General features: G+C 70.0%; 19 protein-coding genes. 9 read left to right on the forward strand and 10 right to left on the reverse strand.

Annotated features, from left to right (window positions below):
• Positions 1-60 precede the first annotated feature (60 nt).
• Entirely contained in the window at positions 61-1,209 is a 1,149-nt protein-coding gene (locus tag CACI_RS10900) for a damage-control phosphatase ARMT1 family protein (RefSeq protein WP_012786401.1), read from the forward strand.
• 70 nt (positions 1,210-1,279) lie between these two features.
• Here CACI_RS10900 and CACI_RS10905 read toward each other — a convergent pair whose 3' ends face one another.
• Positions 1,280-1,849, reverse strand: coding sequence for an NADPH-dependent FMN reductase (locus CACI_RS10905; RefSeq protein WP_012786402.1), 570 nt, complete (start codon positions 1,847-1,849; stop codon positions 1,280-1,282).
• A gap of 237 nt (positions 1,850-2,086) precedes the next feature.
• On the opposite strand from CACI_RS10905, the gene CACI_RS10910 reads away from it, so the two are divergent.
• A complete protein-coding gene (locus CACI_RS10910) occupies positions 2,087-2,494 on the forward strand; it encodes a winged helix-turn-helix transcriptional regulator (protein WP_012786403.1) in 408 nt (135 codons plus the stop codon).
• Between the two features lie 72 nt (positions 2,495-2,566).
• Positions 2,567-4,576: an acetoacetate--CoA ligase gene (locus CACI_RS10915; RefSeq protein ID WP_012786404.1), complete on the forward strand. Its 2,010-nt coding sequence runs from the start codon at positions 2,567-2,569 to the stop codon at positions 4,574-4,576.
• 133 nt (positions 4,577-4,709) lie between these two features.
• Here the strand turns inward: CACI_RS10915 and CACI_RS51075 are convergent, their stop codons facing one another.
• Entirely contained in the window at positions 4,710-4,871 is a 162-nt protein-coding gene (locus CACI_RS51075; protein ID WP_190276741.1) for a hypothetical protein, read from the reverse strand.
• Positions 4,872-4,990: 119 nt separating this feature from the next.
• A complete protein-coding gene (locus CACI_RS10920) occupies positions 4,991-5,770 on the reverse strand; it encodes an HAD-IIA family hydrolase (RefSeq protein ID WP_012786406.1) in 780 nt (259 codons plus the stop codon).
• 391 nt (positions 5,771-6,161) lie between these two features.
• Between CACI_RS10920 and CACI_RS10925 the strand changes: the two genes are divergently transcribed.
• Positions 6,162-6,389, forward strand: a complete 228-nt coding sequence (locus CACI_RS10925) for a hypothetical protein (protein WP_012786407.1) — start codon at positions 6,162-6,164, stop codon at positions 6,387-6,389.
• Positions 6,390-6,746: 357 nt separating this feature from the next.
• On the opposite strand, the gene CACI_RS45385 is transcribed toward CACI_RS10925, so the two are convergent.
• A complete protein-coding gene (locus CACI_RS45385) occupies positions 6,747-7,481 on the reverse strand; it encodes an MgtC/SapB family protein (protein WP_012786408.1) in 735 nt (244 codons plus the stop codon).
• Positions 7,482-7,642: 161 nt separating this feature from the next.
• On the opposite strand from CACI_RS45385, the gene CACI_RS53840 reads away from it, so the two are divergent.
• Positions 7,643-8,305 (forward strand): acyltransferase, encoded by a 663-nt coding sequence (locus CACI_RS53840; protein WP_012786409.1) that lies wholly within the window; start codon positions 7,643-7,645, stop codon positions 8,303-8,305.
• On the opposite strand, the gene CACI_RS10940 is transcribed toward CACI_RS53840, so the two are convergent.
• The 3 genes from CACI_RS10940 to CACI_RS52230 form a co-directional block, all read right to left on the reverse strand.
• Positions 8,227-9,453: a glycosyltransferase 87 family protein gene (locus CACI_RS10940; protein WP_012786410.1), complete on the reverse strand. Its 1,227-nt coding sequence runs from the start codon at positions 9,451-9,453 to the stop codon at positions 8,227-8,229. The genes CACI_RS53840 and CACI_RS10940 overlap by 79 nt on opposite strands.
• A 25-nt stretch (positions 9,454-9,478) precedes the next feature.
• Complete coding sequence (locus CACI_RS10945; RefSeq protein WP_041540161.1) at positions 9,479-11,194, reverse strand: FAD-dependent oxidoreductase; 1,716 nt, start codon at positions 11,192-11,194, stop codon at positions 9,479-9,481.
• A 260-nt stretch (positions 11,195-11,454) separates the two neighbouring features.
• Positions 11,455-11,817 carry a hypothetical protein gene (locus tag CACI_RS52230; RefSeq protein ID WP_223297507.1) on the reverse strand — a complete coding sequence of 121 codons (363 nt, stop codon included), beginning with the start codon at positions 11,815-11,817 and terminating at the stop codon, positions 11,455-11,457.
• Between CACI_RS52230 and CACI_RS52235 the strand changes: the two genes are divergently transcribed.
• Together CACI_RS52235 and CACI_RS10955 are read left to right on the forward strand one after the other, a co-directional pair.
• A complete protein-coding gene (locus CACI_RS52235) occupies positions 11,816-12,166 on the forward strand; it encodes a L,D-transpeptidase (protein ID WP_012786413.1) in 351 nt (116 codons plus the stop codon). The two genes, CACI_RS52230 and CACI_RS52235, sit on opposite strands and share 2 nt — an antisense overlap.
• A 126-nt stretch (positions 12,167-12,292) precedes the next feature.
• Positions 12,293-13,729 carry a GuaB1 family IMP dehydrogenase-related protein gene (locus tag CACI_RS10955; RefSeq protein WP_041541517.1) on the forward strand — a complete coding sequence of 479 codons (1,437 nt, stop codon included), beginning with the start codon at positions 12,293-12,295 and terminating at the stop codon, positions 13,727-13,729.
• 142 nt (positions 13,730-13,871) lie between these two features.
• On the opposite strand, the gene CACI_RS10960 is transcribed toward CACI_RS10955, so the two are convergent.
• Positions 13,872-15,671, reverse strand: coding sequence for a YibE/F family protein (locus CACI_RS10960; RefSeq protein ID WP_012786415.1), 1,800 nt, complete (start codon positions 15,669-15,671; stop codon positions 13,872-13,874).
• Between the two features lie 407 nt (positions 15,672-16,078).
• On the opposite strand from CACI_RS10960, the gene CACI_RS10965 reads away from it, so the two are divergent.
• Positions 16,079-16,411, forward strand: coding sequence for a YnfA family protein (locus tag CACI_RS10965; protein ID WP_012786416.1), 333 nt, complete (start codon positions 16,079-16,081; stop codon positions 16,409-16,411).
• 24 nt (positions 16,412-16,435) lie between these two features.
• Positions 16,436-17,176, forward strand: coding sequence for an MBL fold metallo-hydrolase (locus tag CACI_RS10970; RefSeq protein WP_012786417.1), 741 nt, complete (start codon positions 16,436-16,438; stop codon positions 17,174-17,176).
• Positions 17,177-17,193: 17 nt separating this feature from the next.
• On the opposite strand, the gene CACI_RS10975 is transcribed toward CACI_RS10970, so the two are convergent.
• Positions 17,194-17,946 carry an Ig-like domain repeat protein gene (locus CACI_RS10975; protein WP_012786418.1) on the reverse strand — a complete coding sequence of 251 codons (753 nt, stop codon included), beginning with the start codon at positions 17,944-17,946 and terminating at the stop codon, positions 17,194-17,196.
• 178 nt (positions 17,947-18,124) lie between these two features.
• On the reverse strand, positions 18,125-19,273 hold the full coding sequence (locus CACI_RS10980; protein ID WP_190276742.1) for a cytochrome c oxidase assembly protein: 1,149 nt from the start codon (positions 19,271-19,273) through the stop codon (positions 18,125-18,127).
• Between the last annotated feature and the right edge of the window lie 460 nt (positions 19,274-19,733).

Here is a 19,733-nt window from a genome sequence, read left to right on the forward strand (position 1 = left end):
AACACGCCGGTCGACCCGCCCGCGGTTTCCAAGCCGCAGCGCCGGGGGAAGCCGCAGCGTGTGGAAACGATCGTTTCGGACCGGCCCGAGTCCTTCGCCTGGAGCGTCTGGGCCAAGCGGCACCCGATCCTGATCAAGCAGATCCAGGACGCGTTCCCGTACCCGGCCGAGGTCCATCGGGCTCTGGACGCGCTGCTGGAGGAGACGCTGTCGGGGGTCATCCAGCGTTTGCCGGCCGACGCCCACGACTTCGCGCTCTGGGAAGACTGGGACCGCGGCTGGTACGGCGGCTCGTGGCTGAGCGCGCCGTTCCTGTGGGCCGAGTCGTACTTCTATCGCAGGCTGCTGGAGGCGGTCGGGTACTTCCGGCCGGGACCGTGGCAGGGCATCGATCTGTTCGGCCCGGCGAAGCACGCCGAGCTGCGCACGCCGACCGTCGAGGCGGAGCTGACGGCGCTCGACGACGTGGCAGGCCTGCCCCTCACCGAGCAGCGGCGCGCGTTGCTGGAGGCGGCGCTGTGGGGCAACCGCGCCGATCTCGGCTTCCGCATCACCGCAGCCGCCGAGGGTCCCTCGACCGATCTGGTCGCCGACGACAGCGCCCAGCTCTGGTCGATCCTGGACGCCGCGTCACCGAACGCGACCGTGCACCTGGTCGCCGACAACGCAGGCCGCGAACTCCTCGCCGACCTGATCCTCGTCGACCACCTGCTGACCACCGGCGCCGCCACCCGCGTGGTGATGCACGTGAAGCCCCAGCCCTACTACGTCTCCGACGCCACCGGCGCCGACGTGATCGCCGTCCTCCGCCGCATCACCAGCGCACCGGGCACCGCCGCCAAGGCCGGCCACCGCCTCTGGACCGCCCTCACCGACGGCGCCATCACCCTGCGCACACACCCCTTCTGGTGCGCACCCCTCACCTTCCGCCACCTACCCCCCGACCTCACCGAAGCCATGTCCCCGGCAACCCTGACCATCCTGAAAGGCGACCTCAACTACCGCCGCCTCATCGGCGACCGCACCTGGCCCCCCACCACACCCTTCACAGACCTGACCGCCTACTTCCCCACCCCCGTCGCAGCCCTCCGCACCCTGAAGTCCGACGTCGCCGTCGGCCTCACCCCGCCGACCATCACCCAGCTCGACGCCACCGCCACCGCCTGGCGCACCACCGGCGAGCACGCGTTGATCCAGGTGCGGGCGTAGCCGGTTCTCCACCACGCAAAAAAAGAAGCCCCGCCGCACGCGCGGCAGGGCCTCCCTCAAAACCTCAGCGTCAGGCGTTGGCCTTGACCTTCTGGGTCTCCTCGATCTGCACGACCAGGGCGGCGATGAGGCCGGCGACGAGGTTGCGCGAGGTCTCGTCGACCAGGTTGCCCTCGTTGTCGAAGCGCTCCCAGTTGTTGCCGACGTGGACCTCGGGCTTGGTGACGACCTTGGCGTCGAGCCAGTGGAAGACGTCGCGGAGGTGGTTCTGGGCGCGGACGGTGCCGAAGCCGCTGCCGGAGGCGCCCATGACGGCGACCGGCTTGCCGGTCAGGACCGACTCGCCGTAGGGGCGGGAGGCCCAGTCCAGGGCGTTCTTCAGGACGCCGGGGATCGAGTAGTTGTACTCGGGGCTGGCGATCAGGACGCCGTCGGCGGCGGCGATCTTGGCCCGGAACTCGGCGACGGCGGCCGGGACGTCGCCCTCGAGGTCCTGGTCGAAGAAGGGCAGCTGGCCGATGCCGTCGTAGATCTCGATCTCCACGCCCTCCGGCGCCAGCTGCTTGGCGGCGCGGACCAGGGCGGTGTTGGTGGAGGCCTTACGCAGGGCACCGGAGAAGGCGAGGATCTTGGTGGTCACTTCTGAGCTCCCGGGGTCTGGGGACTGGTGGGTCTGGTGGTTCGGGGGTGGATCTGGTGGGTCTGGTGGATCTTGTTCGAGCAAGTGCAGCGGGTCTGACGTGCCCTGATGCCGACCGGGACGGGTCCGCACCAGGCGTAGTCGGTAACGCTCTGTGAGCTAGTTACCTTTCGTAAGGATGAAGGTAGAGGGCACGCTTACGCTTGTCAAGTCGCCTACGGAAGGTAAGCTAGGTCCATGGCCGACAACACCGCGACGCCGCACGGGGAGCAACACCTGAGCTCCTTCTGCCCCCGCTTCCACACCGCGGTGGAGATCATCGGGCGCCGCTGGTCCGGGGCGATCCTCCGGGCGATGCTCGCCGGCTCCACCCGCTACACCGACATCGCCTGCTCCGTCCCCAAGCTCTCCGACCGCCTGCTGTCCGAACGCCTCAAGGAGTTCGAGCAGGTCGGCATCGTCGAGCGCGTCGTGATCCCGGAGACCCCGGTGCGGGTGGAGTACCACCTCACCCAGAAGGGCGCCGAACTGGAACCGGCGTTCCAGCAGCTCGCCGACTGGGCCGAGAAGTGGATCGAACTCCCGCCGCTGCCTGAGGGCGTCGGCTGCCAGGAGTCGTTTTTGGAGCCCGGCGAGGGGCGCTAATCTGACGCATGTCAGGCGTGATCACGGCCACGAGCCAGCGGCACGCAGCCACCGCGAAGTTGGGGGACGACGATGTCCGCAGCCGACCAGCCCGCCGCGTTCGGGGAACTGCTCTGGACGCCGACCGACGCGCAGCGTCTGGGCTCACCGCTGCAGCGGTATCTGGACTGGCTCCCCAAGCAGGGCGTTGGGCCCTTCCCGGCCTACGCCGACGCCTGGCAGTGGTCTGTCGAGCACCCGGCTGAGTTCTGGGAAAGCCTCTGGCGCTACTTCGATGTCCAGGCCGCGACTCCATACACCGCCGTTCTCCCGGACGCAGCGATGCCCGGCGCGCGCTGGTTCCCTGGCGCCACCCTGAACTTCGCCGAGCACGTCTTCCGCGCCGCCTCCGACGACCGCCCGGCCCTGCTGTTCGTCGAGGAGGGCGCCGAGCCGGTCGAGATCTCCTGGGCCGAGCTGCGCCGCCAGGTCGCCGGACTGGCCGCCACGCTGCGCGCCTGGGGCGTCGGCGTCGGCGACACCGTCGCGGCCTTCCTGCCCAACACCCCGCACGCGATCGTCGCGCAGCTGGCTGTGGCGTCCGTCGGCGCGGTGTGGTCCGCCTGCGGCCCGGACTTCGGCACGCAGGGCGTCCTGGACCGGTTCGCGCAGATCCAGCCGAAGGTCTTCATCGGCGTCGACGGCTACCGCTACGGCGGCAAGCGCATCGACCGCCGCGCCGAATGCATGGAGACCCGCGACGCGCTGCCGTCCGTCGAGCACACCGTCTGGGTCGACTACCAGTTCCCTGAGGGTCCGGCGTGCGCGGAGAGCATCCGCTGGGCCGAGGCTGTCGCCGGTCCGGAGGGTGCCACAGCTGCTGAGCCGCAGCTGGTCTTCGAAGCTGTCCCCTTCGACCACCCGCTGTGGATCCTCTACTCCTCGGGCACCACCGGCCTGCCCAAGGGCATCGTCCACGGCCACGGCGGCATCCTCCTGGAGCACTACAAGGCCATCGCCTTCCACATGGGCGTCGAGGAGGGCGACCGGTTCTTCTGGTACTCCTCCACGAGCTGGATGATGTGGAACATCGTCCTGGGCTCGCTCCTGCTCGGCGCGACCGCCGTGCTCTACGACGGCAGCCCGGCCTTCCCGGACGTCAGCGGGCTGTGGCAGCTCGCTGAGAAGACCGGCGCGACGATGCTCGGCACCAGCGCCGGCTACCTGATGGCCTCGCAGAAGGCGGAGCTACACCCCGGCCGCGACCTGGACCTGTCGGCGCTGCGCGCGATCGGCTCCACCGGCTCCCCGCTGCCCCCGACCGGCTTCCGCTGGGTCTACGAGGCCGTCGGCTCGGACATCTGGCTGAACTCGCTGTCCGGCGGCACCGACGTCTGTACCGCCTTCGTCGCCGGCAACCCGCTCCTGCCGGTGTACTCCGGCGAGATCCAGTGCCGCGCCCTGGGCTGCCGCGTGGAGTCCTGGGACCCCGAGGGCAAGCCGCACCTCGGCGAGGTCGGCGAGCTGGTCCTGACCGCGCCGACGCCGTCGATGCCGGTGAAGTTCTGGAACGACCCGGACGGCCACAAGTACCACGACGCCTACTTCGACGTGTTCCCCGGCGTGTGGCGGCACGGCGACTGGTGCACGATCACCGAGCGCGGCGGTGTCGTCATCCACGGCCGCTCCGACTCCACGCTGAACAAGCAGGGCGTCCGCATGGGCTCGGCGGACATCTACGAGGTCGTGGAGAAGCTGCCGGAGATCCGCGAATCGCTGGTGATCGGCGTCGAACTCCCCGACGGCGGCTACTGGATGCCGTTGTTCGTGCACCTGGCCGCCGACGCCGTCCTGGACGACGCCCTCAAGGCCCGGGTCGCCGCCGCGATCCGCGCCGAACTCACGCCCCGCCACGTCCCCGACGAACTCGTCGAGATCCCCGGCGTCCCGCACACCCGCACCGGCAAGCGCCTGGAGATCCCGGTCAAGCGACTGCTGACCGGCGCCGATCCGGCGAAGGCGGTGAACCTCGGGACGGTCGACGACCCGGCGCTGATCGAGTGGTTCATGGAGTACGCCAGGCAGCGGGACTCAGCCGGCTGAACAGGCCGGCGGGCACCCGAAAGCCGCCGCCGGACACCCGTGAGCCGAGCAACCGCCCCGGTTTCGGCGCCCCGCGCAGCCGCGAACTCCGCGACCCCGCGGACCAGCGGCCCCTTGAACCAGCGGACCAGCGCTAAAGCCGACCGGGCCCGGCCGGCAGCCCGAACCGGTCGGCGCGCACCGAGAACTCGGCGAACCGCGGCGCCGGCGCCGGCGACCACGGCTCGCCGGGCACGGTGCGGAAGTTGGCCCGGAACTGGGCCACCAGCGCGTCGAAGACCGGCGTGCCGCTCATGGATCCCGCGGACGCCCTGCCGGCGCCGCCCCTGCTGTTCTCATACATTGTCAAACCACTGTCTTCCGGCCGACGTGCGGCGGGAACGAAGGTGTTCACCGTCGGACCTGCTCTTGACTTCAGACCTCGTCCACCAGGTCGGCGATCGACTTCACGATCCGGGAGGGCCGGAAGGGGAAGCGCTCGATCTCGTCGGCCTGGGTCACGCCGGACAGCACCAGGAAGGTCTCCAGACCCGCCTCGATGCCGCACAGCACGTCGGTGTCCATCCGGTCACCGATCATCGCGGTCACTTCCGAGTGCGCCTGGATCTTGTTCAGACCCTCGCGCATCATCAGTGGGTTGGGCTTACCCACGAAGTAGGGCTCCACACCGGTCGCCTTGGTGATGAGCGCCGCGACCGCGCCGCACGCCGGCTGCGGACCGTCGGGGGTCGGGCCGGTGGCGTCGGGGTTGGTGGCGATGAACCGCGCGCCGTTGGTCACCAGGCGGATGGCGCGGGTGATGGCGTCGATGCTGTAGGCGCGGGTCTCGCCCAGGACCACGTAGTCCGGCCTGGCCTCGGACAGCGTGTATCCGACGTCGTACAGCGCGGTGGTCAGCCCGGCTTCCCCTATGACGTAGGCGGTCCCGTTGGGCCGCTGGTTGTCCAGGAACTGCGCGGTGGCCAGCGCCGAGGTCCAGATGTTCTCCGCGGGCAGCGGGATGCCCAGATTGGTCAGCCGCGCCGACAGGTCGTGCGGGGTGTAGATCGAGTTGTTCGTCAGCACCAGGAACGGCCGGTCCTTCGCCCGCAGCCGGCGGATGAACTCGTCCGCGCCGGGGATCATGTGCCCCTCGCGGATCAGGACGCCGTCCATGTCGGTCATCCAGCACTCGACTGGCTTGCGGTCATGCACTTCGATCTGCTCCTGGAATGGAAGGGAACAATGCGATGGTGGTGACCATCATTCCAGAAGTGAAAAAGTTTAGCGCCGGTGCGCGTGTCGCCTCGCGGCGGAAAGCTCGCCGCGGCTCCAGCCGAACGGTATTCCACGACGGCGTAAATTGAGGCCCGGGGACATCTTCTACGCACCGGCGACTACGAGGCTAGCACGAACGATCAGTATATTGTCCAAAGCGCCAGGTCAAAGACATGTTGACGACCCGTCAGAAAACACCTCCCGGCACGACCGCGCCGCTGAGGCGCTCCACCGAACAGCGCAGATCGGTTCGCGCCCCCGGCTGATCTTGCAGAACCTGCTGGAGGGCCCGCGCATCGCGGGCCGCGTATGAGGAGGAGAAACGACCATGAAGAGCCGTCTCACCAAGCTCACCGCGACCGCGGGCGCCACCGTCCTGCTCGCCGGTCTCGGGGCCGTCGCGGCCACGTCCGCGTCCGCGGCGACCGCGCCGGCCGCCGCCGTCACGCACACCGCCGCCGTGCCGATGAGCACCCCCATCGCGGCCCACCACCCGGGGTGGCGGCCCTGGTGCGAGATCGACCTGCTGGGCCCGGTCCTCTGCATCAACCTCTGACAGCCCGCGACCCGGACGACGATCCGGGCCGCGGATGACAAGGGCCGGACGACCACGAGTCGTCCGGCCCCGCCGTGTTCCTCAGAACCCTGCTTCGCGCTGTCGCTTCCTGGTTCGCGCTGCCGCTTCCTGCTTCGGGCTGTCGCTTCCTGCTTCGGGCTGTCGCTTCCTGCTTCGGGCTGTCGCTTCCTGCTTCGGGCTGCGGCTTCCTGGTTCGCGCTGCGGCTTCCTGCTTCGGGCTGTCGCTTCCTGGTTTGCGCTCCCGCTTCCTGCTTCGGGCTGCCGCTTCCTGCTTCGCGCTGTCGCTTCCTGCTTCGCGCTCCCGCTTCCCGGCCGCCCGACTGCCTTCTAGCCGCCCTACTGCTTCCCGGCCGGTGTCGCGGCCGCGCCGCTGTCGGCCGCCACGGCGTCGACCATCACCGGCGCCTCGGGCATGACCGTCGCCGCCGTGGCCGCGGCCGCCTGCTGCGCGGCGATCACCGGGTTGATGAGCACCACGGCGTCGCTGTCCGCGGTGTCGGCGGTCGCCACCCGGGCCTCGGCCATCTGCGAGGAGATCCTGGTGCCGCGCTTGAGGATCTGCGAGTGCACATGCTCGTCGTGGTGCACCAGGCCGTTCCAGCGGCGCGCGTCGAGCGTGCGGATCAGCGGGATGTGGCGCAGCTCCAGGGTGAGCAGCGTGGCCGCGGTCGCGGTGATCGACTCCTTCACCAGTCCCAGGCCGCACGCCGCGCCGATCGCCGAGCAGGCGAAGATGCTCGCCGCGGTGGTGATGCCGTGCAGCACCTCGTGCTCCTGGACGGTCTGCCGGAAGCACAGCCCGCCGCCGATGAAGCCGATGCCGGTGACCGCGCCGGCCAGGATGGTGCTGGCGCCGTTGCCGGCCAGCACGCCTATCAGCGCCGTGGCCGCGCCCAGCAGCGAGAAGGTCCGGTCCCCGGCCATCGCGCCGCGGATCTGCCGCTCGAAGCCCAGCGCGAAGGTCAGCGCCCAGGCCAGGGCGATGCGCCCGACCGCGTCCCAGTGGGTCGGGACGTGGATGTTGTCGGCCGACGGAACGGCCGCCAGTAGGACGGACCCCACTGAGTGCATGACTGTCGTCCTCCCCTGATGTCCTCTGAATCCAACGGAACCATAGAGGTACCAAGGCCGGGCCCGGTACCCGAAGGCTTAACACCGGTCCGCCGTGACCGAACGGTGACCCGAGCCGGTCCCGCTCGGGAAGATCACGGTCAGGGGGTACCGTATCGGCCATGGTGTCAGCGCTGGGCAACCGGCTGGCCGCCGGCCTGTGGGGCTGGCTGGCCAGGGCCGGGAAGGTGCACGCGGGCTCGCCGGCCGCCCGCCGTTTCGCCGCGTTCGGCGAGGGTTCCACGATGGCCTTCCCGCCCGGCACGGTCTTCGGGGAGCGCTACATCGCGGTCGGCGCGCACGTGCTGATCGGCGCGAGCGTCACCCTGTCCGCCGGTTTCGTCCCGGGTCTGGACCTGGGCCCGGAGACCCTGGTGCGGATCGGCGACGGCGTGGTGCTCGGGCGCGGCAGCCACGTGGTCGGCCACCGCTCGATCGACATCGGCGACGACGTCTACACCGGTCCGCACGTCTACATCACCGACCAGAACCACGGCTACGACGACCCCGACGTCCCGATCGGCAAGCAGTGGCCCAGCGAGGCGCCGGTGCGCATCGGCCCGGGCTGCTGGATCGGCGCGAACGCGGTGATCCTGCCGGGCACGGTCCTGGGCCGCAACGTGGTCGTGGCGGCCGGCAGCGTGGTCCGCGGCGAGTTCCCGGACCACTGCGTGGTCGGCGGCGTCCCGGCGAAGATGCTGCGTCGCTACGAGCCCACGACCGGCTGGGCACGCGTGGACTCTCTCCAGGCCCAGAGCAGGAACGCCAGTCCCGCCAACGGATAGAGCGAGCTCAGCAGCATCTGCAACGGGTTCAGATCGGGGGAGGGCCCGATCACCTTGTGCGGCACCGCCCAGATCAGGAACGACAGGAACACCGCGCACCACACGACCGCGAGCCTAGGCGCGCGCACAGCCAGCAGCATCGCCACGGGAACGGCCCACACCCAGTGGTGCGACCAGCTGATCGGGGAGATCAACAACCCGGTGACCGCGCAGGCGAGCGCGCCGAGCGCGTCGTCGCCCCGCCTCGCGTTCCGCGCCGCCACCCACAGCCCCGCCGCGACCACGACGACGGCCGCGACCGCCCACAGCGCCTTGGGGTCGTCGATGTGCGTGATCCGCGCGATCATCCCGGACAGCGACTGGTTGTCGGTGATGTAGGTCTTGCCGACCTGATCGGTGTCGAAGACCTTGTGCAGCCAGAACTTCACCGACGCGTGGGGGAGCAGGACGAACCCGACCGCCATGGTCCCGACGGCGCTGAGCGCCGAGACGGCGGCCTCGCGGCGACGCCCGGCGAGCAGGAACCACAGGATGAAGACGCCAGGGGTCAGCTTGATGCCGGTCGCCAGCCCGATTCCCAGACCGCGCGGCCATTTGCTGCCCGGCGCGCGCGTGAGATCGAAGAGGATCAGCGCGGCCAACGCCAGGTTGATCTGCCCGTAGCGCAACGTGGTCCACACCGGCTCGAACCACAGCCCGAGCCCGGCGATCGCGGCGAGGAGCGCCCACCGCTCGGCGAAGCCGGGTCGGTCCATCCATCCGCCGATCAGCTTCGCCGCCAGGTGCACCACCAGCGCCAGCAACACGATGTTGGCGGCGGTCACCAGGACCTTCAGCGCGCCGACCGGGATCCAGCTGATCGCCGCGAACAGCAGCGCCGCGAAGGGCGGGTACGTCGCCGGCAGCTGGTTGCCGCCAGCGGTGTCCACCTTGACGCCGGCGCCGTAGAGGTCGCGGCCGTGGAGCACCGCCTGCCCCTCGAACCGGTAGACGACCATGTCGATCATCGTCGGGTGGGCGAGCGCGCGGACCACGAGGTAGCCGGCCAGGCTCAGGGCGGCGAAGACGCCGAGCAGGACGGTGAGGCTTCGTCGGCCGGAAGGGCTTTGTCGGCCGGAGAGGCTTCGTCGGTCGGGGAGGCGCGCCACCCAGGAGACCTTACGGGATCTCTCCCTATCGGATCTCCACGATCGGCAGCCTCAACGCACCCGGAGCCGCCTCCGGGACCGCGGGCTTTGCCGGCCGCACATAGGGAATCCGCTTGTACGGTTCCCCTAGCGCGGGGCGCGTGTCCGCCTCGCCCTTGTTCGGCCAGAACGCGGCGGCACGCTCGGCCATCGCCGTGATCGTCAGCGAGGGGTTCACGCCGAGATTCGCCGAGACCGTCGAGCCGTCCGCGACGTACAGGCCGGGGTGGCCGAACACGCGGTGGTAAGGGTCGACGACGCCGTGGTCGCGGTCGCGGCCGATGACGCAGCCACCGATGATGTGCGCGGTCATGGGGATGTTGAACAGGTCGCCGACGGTGCCGCCGGGGATGCCGTTGATGCGAGCCGCGGTGCGGGTCACGGCTTCGTTGCCGGCCGGGATCCAGGTCGGGTTGGGCTGACCGTGGCCTTGGCGGGTGGTGAGTTTGTTCTTGCCGAACAAGCCGCGTTTGCGGGAGACGGTCAGCGAGTTGTCCAGGGCCTGCATCACCAGCAGGATGATCGAGCGCTCCGCGAACTTGCGGCTGGGCAGCATGCGCGGGACCCAGGAGGGGTGCTTCACGCCGATGCCGAGCAGCTTGATCCAGCGCGGGGTGCGGCCCTCGCCGTCGGTCAGTCCGGTCTTCAGCAACCCCATCGCGCCGCTGCCGCGGCCGTAGCGCACCGGCTCGATGTGCGTGTGGTCGTCGGGGTGGAAGGAGGAGGTGATGGCCACCCCTTCCGTGAAGTCGTACTGCCGCGGCTTCTTGGCCATCGCGCCGAGGAGCGATTCGGAGTTGGTGCGGGTCAGTTCGCCCAGGCGCGGGGACAGCGACGGCAGCGATCCGTCGCCGGCCAGTTTGTGCAGGAGGCGCTGGGTTCCCAGGGCGCCGGCGCTGAAGACGACGTGCTCGGCGGTCAGGGTGCGCCGGCCCTTGGCGAACCACGCTCCGGTCGAGGACACGCGCACCTGGTAGCCGCCGCCGTCGAGCAGCGGTGTCACGCTCTCGACGGTCGTCAGCGGATGCACCTCGGCGCCGAGCTTCTCGGCGAGATACAGGTAGTTCTTGACGAGGGTGTTCTTGGCGTTGTGCCGGCATCCGGTCATGCATGCGCCGCACTGCAGGCACGGGTTCCGGTCCGGACCCGCGCCGCCGAAGAAGGGGTCGGAGACAGGGGCGGCCGCCGTGGCATCCGGATCGCCGAAGAAGACCCCGACCGGCGTGAGGTGGAAGGTGTCCCCGACACCCATCTCCTCGGCGACCGCCTTCATCTGGACGTCCGCCGGCGTCATCGTCGGGTTCTGCACCACGCCGAGCATCCGCTTGGCTTGGTCGTAGAACGGGGCGAGTTCGGTGCGCCAGTCGGCGACGTCTTGCCAGTGCGGGTCGTCGTAGAACGGGTCGAGCGGTTCGTACAGCGTGTTCGCGTACACCAGCGACCCGCCGCCGACCCCGGCTCCGGCGAGCACGACGACGTCCTTGAGCCGGTGGATGCGCTGGATGCCCTTGCAGCCCAGCTTCGGTGCCCACAGGAACGAGCGCAGGCGCCAGGAGGTCTTAGGGAAGTCGCCGTCGGCGAAGCGGCGCCCGGCTTCCAGCACGCCGACCTTGTAGCCCTTCTCGGTGAGCCGCAGCGCGGTCACCGAACCGCCGAAGCCCGAGCCGATGACCAGCACGTCGTAGTCCACCGCTGCTCCCATGGCGCGTAGAGTAGCCCTTATTCGACAGGCAATCTAGTAGATGCCCGCAGCCGTCTGTTCAGCGACAGCTTCGATAACAAGTCGGATTTCCCAAGCCTGGGACGCAACGGCAGCCGACCTTCAGGCGTCGATAGGGGCATGAGGACTTCTGGGGCGGGGAAAGGCGGCGTCTTCGTTGCCGTGGCCGGCGCGGTGGCGCTCGGTGTGACAGGGTGCTCGTCGAACTCGGGCGGGACCAAAGCGAATACTGCGGACGCGGTTCAGCAGGCGGCGGTGGCGGCGAACACCTCCTCGGCGTCGAGCTCCACCTCGTCCTCCTCGAGCGCTCCGGCGCCGACTCCGACATCGGTGCCGACCAGCACCTCGGCCGCCGCGCCGAGCAGCTCGGCGGCGTCCAGCTCGTCCAGCACGTCGAGCTCGTCCTCGGCGCCGCATTCGACCTCGGCGCCGAGCACCAAGCCGACGACGAAGCCCTCGACGAAGCCGTCGACGCACCCGACCACGCCGACGTCGCCGAAGCCGTCGAGCAAGCCCACCACCCCGGCGCAGCACAGCGGCTCGGGCTGGCTGGCCGGCGTGCCGATCGGCAGCAACAAGCCCGGGACGCTCGACCCGCGCTGCATGACCGGCCGCGTGATCTGCATCGACATGGAGACCCGCACGCTGCTGTGGGTCGTGGACGGCAAGCCGCAGTACGGGATGGACGTGCGCTTCGGCGACGAGAACAACCCCACCCGCAAGGGCAAGTTCGACATCACCCTGAAGATGGAGCACTGCATCTCCACGATCTACCACACGTCCATGCCCGACGCGATGTTCTTCAGCGGCGGCGAGGCGGTGCACTTCTCCATCGACTTCGCGACCTACGGCTACGCCCACCACTCCCACGGCTGCGTGAACGTCCGCGACCGGGCCGCCGTGGCGAAGCTGTTCGCCGACACCAAGCTCGGCGACGGCGTGGTGGTCTACTGAACCGCCGAAGTACACGGCCGCCGAGATACCTGGTCGGCGCGGCTCTGAACGCTCTCGGGCGTCTCCCGGTGACCTCGGTCACCACAAGGGGAGGCGCCCGTGACCGTTTTGATACAGTCTTACTACGTGCGTTTCCTCAATCAGTACTCCCCTCCGTACGACCTCACGTACGACGACGTTTTCATGGTCCCCGCCCGATCCCAGGTGGGCTCCCGCCTGGCCGTGGACCTCAGTTCGGCCGACGGCACCGGGACCACGATCCCGCTGGTCGTGGCCAACATGACCGCCGTGGCCGGCCGCCGGATGGCCGAGACCATCGCCCGCCGGGGCGGCCTCGCGATCATCCCCCAGGACATCCCCCTCGACGTGGTCTCCGACGTCATCGGCTGGGTCAAGGACCGCAGCCCGGTCTACGACACCCCGGTCACCCTGGCGCCCACCAGCACCGTCGGCGACGCGCTGGCCCTGCTGCCCAAGCGCTCCCACGGCGCCCTGGTCGTCCAGGACGGCGACGGACGCCCGGTCGGCATCATCACCGAGGCCGACTGCTCCGGCGTCGACCGCTTCACCAACGTCGGCGACATCATGTCCCGCGACGTGCTGACCATCCCCGACGGCACCTCCGCCGAAGCCGCCTTCGACGCCCTCGACGGCAAACACCGCCTCGCCCCCGTCGTCGACGACACCGGACGCCTCAAGGGCCTGTGGACCCGCAAAGGCGCCCTCCGCTCAGCGCTCTACAAGCCGGCCCTCGACGACCTCGGCCGCCTGCGCGTCGGCGCCGCGATCGGCATCAACGGCGACGTCGCCGCCCGAGCCAAGGAACTCCTCGCCGCCGGCGCCGACGTCCTGGTCATCGACACCGCCCACGGCCACCAGGACAAGATGTTCGAAGCCCTGTCCGCCGTCCGCGCCCTCAACCCGGGCATCCCCCTCGTCGCCGGCAACGTGGTCTCCCCGGAGGGCACCCGCGACCTGATCGAAGCCGGCGCCGACATCGTCAAGGTCGGCGTGGGCCCCGGCGCCATGTGCACCACCCGCATGATGACCGGCGTGGGCCGCCCCCAGTTCTCAGCCGTCTACGAATGCGCCGCCGAAGCCCACCGCCTCGGCAAGCACGTCTGGGCCGACGGCGGCGTCCGCCACCCCCGCGACGTCGCCCTAGCCCTCGCCGCCGGAGCCTCGAACGTAATGATCGGCTCCTGGTTCGCCGGCACCTACGAATCCCCCGGCGACGCCGTCCGCGACGGCGACGGCCGCCTCTACAAGGAGAACTTCGGCATGGCCTCAGCCCGCGCCGTCCGCCTCCGCACCGCCGAGGACTCCGCCTTCGACCGAGCCCGCAAGGCCCTCTTCGAAGAAGGAATCTCCAGCTCCCGCATGTACCTCGACCGAGACCGCCCCGGCGTCGAGGACCTGATCGACGCCATCATCGCCGGCGTCCGCAGCTCCTGCACCTACGCCGGAGCCAAGGACCTGGCCCAGTTCCACGAGCGTGCCGTGGTCGGCGTGCAGAGCGCCGCCGGCTTCGCCGAAGGAAAGCCCCTGCACAGCAGCTGGTGAGATACCGAGTCGGTTCGCCGGTGACCTGATTCGCCGGTGACGTGGTTCGCTAATGACTTGGTTCGCTAGCGATTTGGTTCGCCGGTGACTTGGCGATAGTGAGCGGCGTGTATGGGATCTCCCATATGCGCCGCTGCTTCCTTTACCCGTAGTACGGCGGCGGGTCCTGTTGCTGCCCGCCATACGGATCGGATCCATATGGATTGGTGGCATACGGGTCGGACTCATACGGATCGGCGCCATACGGATCGGTCGTCCTATAAGGCTTCCCATAGGGATCGACCGCCGGCTGCGGCTGAGGCTGAGCTTGTGGCTGTGGCTGTGGCTGTGGCTGCGGCTGCGGCTGCGGCGCGGGCGCCGGGAACGGCGCCGGACGCGGCATCCGGTGCGGACCGCTACCACTCCCCACCCGCGTGCCATCCGAATTCCACTCACCGCTCCGACGACTCTCCGGCATGCGCGGGACCGGCGCCGGCCGCCCAGCGGCACCGCCGACTGCACCGCCGACTGCACTGCCGCCTGCACTGCCGGCCGGGCGCGCCGGGCGCGTCCCCACGACAGTGTCCTGGGTCAGCGCGTCCTCGTCGTTGAGGTCGTCGATGACGCTGCGGCGGCCGCCGCGCGCTCCACGACCTTCGCGCAGGTCTGTGTACTCCAGGCGGGAGCTCTGCGACTCCGCGCCGTGACCCTCGCCGGAGGCGAAGTACGCGGCCAGCGCCGTGGTGATCGGCACCGCCGCGGCCAAGCCGATCGAGCCCACCAGCGTGCGCACGATCTCCTCGGCCACCACCTCGGCGCCGGCCGCACCGCTCCAGCCCTGGCTGGAAGTGGTCATTAGGACGAACAACGGCAAGCTGCCGCCCGCATACGCCAACACCAGAGTGTTGACGGTCGAGCCGATATGGTCCCGGCCGATCCGCATACCGACGCGGAACAACTCGCCGGCTCCCATACTCGGATCCGCGGCCTTCAGCTCCCAGACCGAGGACACCTGCGTCGCGGTGACGTCGTTGAGCACACCGAGGGCGCCGATGATGATGCCCGCCAGCAGCAGACCCTGGACGTCGACCTTGTGGAAGTAGCCCGCGACGGTCGCGGCGTTGTCGTCGCCGAGCCCGGTCAGGTGGGCCAGCTTGGTACCCGCTTCTCCGAGGACACCGATCAGGCCCAGACTCAGCGCCGTCCCGAGCACGGCCACCGATGTCCGCACGGACACCCCGTGCGTCGCATACAGCGCCGCGAACAGGATGATGCCCGCGGTGACCGCCGCCACCTCGATGGAGTTCTCCCCGCCGACAATCGCCGGCAGCGTGAACTTCACGAGCACCGCGAACGACACCGCCAGCGCCGCGATCGCCCCGGCACCACGCCAGCGCCCGATCACCAGGACGAACAGCGCGAACGCGATCCCCAGGCTCATCAGCGGCGGACCGCGCTGGAAGTCCTTGATGTCGTACTGGCCGTCCGCCGGCTGGCTCTTGTCGTAAGTGAGGACCAGATCGTCACCGACCGAGTACTTCGGCGTGGTCGGGTCCACCCCCACGGTCACCGTGGCGGTCGAGCCCTTGGTGGGCCCGTTGGTGATGTGGATGGTGAGCTTGTCGTTGGTGGCGTCCTGCCCGCCGGGCGCCGTGGTGCCGCCCGCCGGCGCCGTGCCGCCGTCGGCACCAGGCTGCACCAGCGCCGAGGCCGTCACCGTCCCCTGCACCCACACCTGCGGCGGGATCGGGGACTTCGACGCCGCCGGCCACAGCAGCACCAGCCCGGCCACCGCCGCCGCGGCCACCGGCAGCAACAGCGCGGTGATCAGGGTCCGCAGCCGGCGCGAGGCCGGCGCGGCCGGACCGTGCCCGTGCGAGTGCCCGTGGGACTGTCCGTGACCGGACCCGCCCCGGTCGGCACGGTCCTGCGCAGACCTCGAACGTCGGCTGCTCACGGCCATCGGCTCTCCGTGGGTCGGTGGTGCTGGGACGGCGCCCCGAACCCGCAGGGTGGGTGGGTCCGGGCTGCCGCCACACGATAGCGGCTGAAGGTAAGAACGCCGCCCGGCAGTGAACATCTTTGCGGATTTTTGACTGGTGCCGATGGCGGTCGAAGCGGTCGTGGTCAGTCGTCCTCGGTTTCGTGGCTCGGTCGTGGGCCGGTCGTGGTTCGGTCGTGGGTCGGTTGTCCTCGTCTCCTAGTCGGCTTCGTAGTCGGTCGTGGGTCGGTCGTGGTCAGTTCTGGTTAGTCGTCCTCGCTTTCCTCGTCGCTTTCGGAGCCGGTCTCGGGGTCGTGGCGGGCGACGCCCTAGGCTGGCGGCGCGGTGGCGGTCCCGCCGCGAGTGCGTGAGCCAGGAGGTCAGGTGCAGTGGTGGTCGCGAGGTCTGTCGCATTGTTCGTCGTCGCGGCGGTCCTGGAGATCGGCGGCGCGTGGCTGATCTGGCAGGGCGTGCGGGAGCATCGCGGCTGGGGATGGACGGCCTGCGGCGCGATGAGTCTGGCGCTGTACGGATTCATCGCGACGCTTCAGCCCTCCGCCGACTTCGGGCGGGTCCTGGCGGCTTACGGCGGTGTGTTCGTGGCGGGCTCCTTGCTCTGGGCGTGGGTGGCCGACGGCTACCGGCCGGACCGCTTCGACCTCATCGGCGCGGCGGTCTGCCTGGTCGGCATGGGCGTCATCATGTACGCGCCACGTCGGTGAGGCGGCATCGGGCATCATCGACGTATGCGGGTGACGGTGTTGGGCGGCAGCGGCGCGTTTCCGACGGCTGACAGCGCGTGCAGCGGGTTCCTCCTACACCACGACGGGTTCTCCCTTCTGGTCGATGCGGGCTACGCAGTCCTGCCGCGTCTTCTGGAACTGATGCCGGCCGAGCAGTTGGACGCCGTCTACATCAGCCATGGTCATCCGGACCACTGCGCCGATCTCAATCCCCTGCTTCGCGCCCGGGCGTTCGGCGGAGCCGACCCCGATCCGCTGCCGGTGTACGCGCCGCCCAGGGCCCTGGACGCCGTACTCGCACTGGACCGGCCCGGCATGCTCGACGCAGCGCTGACCCGCCACGACTTCGAGCCGGGAGCGGCCTTCTCCGTCGGACCGTTCGAGCTACGGACCGCGCTGCTGCCGCACTGGCTGCCCAACGCGGCGGTGCGCGTCGCAGCCGGCGGCCACTCTGTCGTCTACACCGGCGACGGCGGTCCGGACCCCGCGCTCGTCGAGTTGGCGCGGGGCGCGGACACGCTCATCGCGGAGGCCTCGTATCCGGAAGTGATGGACGCCGATTCCGTCCGCTACCTGTCGACCGCCCGGCAGGTGGCACGGCAGGCGAGCGAAGCTGGGGTGGGCAGGCTGGTGCTGACGCACCTGATGCCTGGCTCAGAGCCGGGGGAGTACCTCGACGCCGCGGCGAAGGAGTACACCGGGCGCACCGGCGTCGCCACCGGCGGCCTGTCCTTCGACGCCTAGCCGACCCGCCGCCCCGCTCAACCGGCCGTCACACCCACCGGACCGGAATCGCTCGGCGCGTGCTCGGTGTCGCCGCTGTACTTCGCCGAGGCGGTGTGCTCGCCCGGACCCACCTCGGCCTGCACCATCGCGCGCCCGCTGGACAGCGGGATCGGACCGGACGAGGCACCGTCGATGGAGAACTCCACACTGCCGGTCGCCTCCGCGGCGCCCGCGGTGCGGTGCGCCGGAGACACACGCGCCGTCATCGTCACGGTGCCGTCTTCAGCGACCTTCGCCACGGACAGCTTGGTGACCGTGGCGGTCTCGTCCGCCGCGGAGTGCTTCGAGGTGGGACTCTGCGGGTTCTTGGAACCGCCGGATGCCGGACCGCCTGTGGACGCGCTGGCGTTGGTGCCATGCGTGGCGGCCTTCGTTCCGTGGGCGGCCGCACCGCCCGCATGCCGGGTCGGGTGGGTGGTGGAGTGGCCCGCCCCGGTGTGACCCGTCTTGTGCGATGCCGTGTGGCCTGCCCCGGCGTGCCCGGTCGTGTGCCCCGGACGGCCGGTCTTGTGGCTGCCGGCCTTGCCGCCGGCATGACTCCCGCCACTCCCGCCCTTGCCGCCGGCGTGCGTCCCGGTCTTGCTGCCGGCGTGCCCGGTCCCCGGCGCCGTGGGCTGTCCGGCGGCGAACGCCACGCCGGGCGCCAGCATCAGCGCGGCGGCCGTGGCGGCGGCCACCGCCCCCGAGCAGCGGCGGGTACGGGACGCGGTCGAAGTCGTGCGAAACATGGTTGTCCTCCAGATCGATCGTGATCGGTGGCCATCCGGTCCGGCGACGGGCTGTCGGCGCGGTTCCCGGTGGTGAGAACAACTCTCCCGGACATCCACAAAGCGGACATCCGTCATCATGCTGAGATAAGCCTGCTGTTATCGGACGAGGCCGAATGGGTGACCACCGGCCGACCGATCACTCCTCGTCGAGGAATCCCATCCGCCGTCCGAGCACCGGATCGGTCTCCCACCAGGGGCGGGTCCGCTTCGCCTCTTCGCCGGCGGGTGCGGCGCCGACGGTCGCCGGGGAAGTATGAGAAATAGACGCCGGGCTGGACGCGTCTACGTCATCCTGCGCATCCGCACCGCCGCCGACGCTGGGCGCACCGCCGCTGCCGACACCGCCGCCGCCCACACCGACCCCGGCGCCGACACCACCACCCGAACCGGAAGCCGTCCCGTAGACGATCGCCCCCTCAGCCTCCAAAGCGTCCAGCTCGGCGTCCACCTCGGCGGCCCGGTCGCGGTCCTCGTCGAACATCCGCCGCCACAACGCGCCCAGGAACGGCACCCCGGCCAGGTCGCCGATGAGCCACAACGCCCCGCCGCCCCACACCTGATCCTGCTTGGGCGTCAGCCCTCCCGGCCGGTTCAGCGCCGTGTACCAGTCCCCGGCGACCAAGTGGTGCCCCAGCATCAGCGTCAAGCCCAGCGCACCGTCGGCGATCGCTTCGGCGAACGTGATCCACACCGACACCAGGTGCGGGTACTCCTTCGGCACCGGGTCCAGGCGCAGCCGTGTCCAGTAGTAGAAGAACCCCAGCGCGCTCAGCGCGAAGCTCAGTACCCACGCCGCGCCGCGCGAGCGCAGCGTGTCCTCGTAGATCGGCGAGAAGTAGACGGTGAACGGCGTCACCAGGAACACGATCGACACCACGGCCGGGAACGTCAGCAGCGCCGCGATCCGCGTCGCCAGCACCCACCGGACCAGCGCGGCCAGCCGCCTCGGGCCGCCCTCGATCGCCATGGTCAGCGGCATCCCGAGCGCCAGGAACAGCGGCACCACCATGAGCAGCGTGATGATCTGCACGGCGCGCGGCCAGAACATCACCTGCTGGTAGACCGCCAGGAAGGACATCGTGGTCCAGGCGAACAGCACCAGGCCGAGCAGGAAGAGCACCGTGCGGTACAGCGGCCAGTGGCCGCCACGCCGCCGGACCACCACCGTGCCGGCGACGTAGAGCGCCGCGATGACCAGCAGTATCGCCCCCACGTAGGGGTTCAGCCGCCACGCCGAGCCCACCTGGGACTCGCCCAGCGGAGCGGGCAGCGGAACGGCCGTCAAGGCTGGCGTCACCATGGGTCCTGACCCCTGCTCATATCGTCGTGCGTGGTGGTTCCGCCCCGAAAAGGACGGGAAGCGCAGCCATTTTATGACTCCGCTCCGCGATCTCGGCGGGCAGGTCCCGTCGGCAGCGGTGTCGGGGTGTCGGAGTGTCGGACCCGATCGATCCGCGGCTCGCCGATATGTCAGTATTCTGCGATACTGATGATCAGCGCGGTGATCTTCCGGACACGCGCTGTCATCACCGCCCGAGGTTTACCGATCTCCGAAGCCCAGCACGGCGATCCATGGCCCGCCAATGGTGGCGCGCCACGGAACGAGCGCCTCAAGTGAGCAACCCCTGTCGTGTATTAGGAGTCTGAGTAGGGCATCCTAAGTAGAGGCGGTGGGTGCGCGGCAGCGGGCCCGATCACGACGGCGCAGTCGGCTCCGGTTCCCCGGGCACGGCTGCGTGCTTGGC

The organism is Catenulispora acidiphila DSM 44928 (genome assembly GCF_000024025.1).
Taxonomy (GTDB): Bacteria; Actinomycetota; Actinomycetes; order Streptomycetales; family Catenulisporaceae; genus Catenulispora; species Catenulispora acidiphila.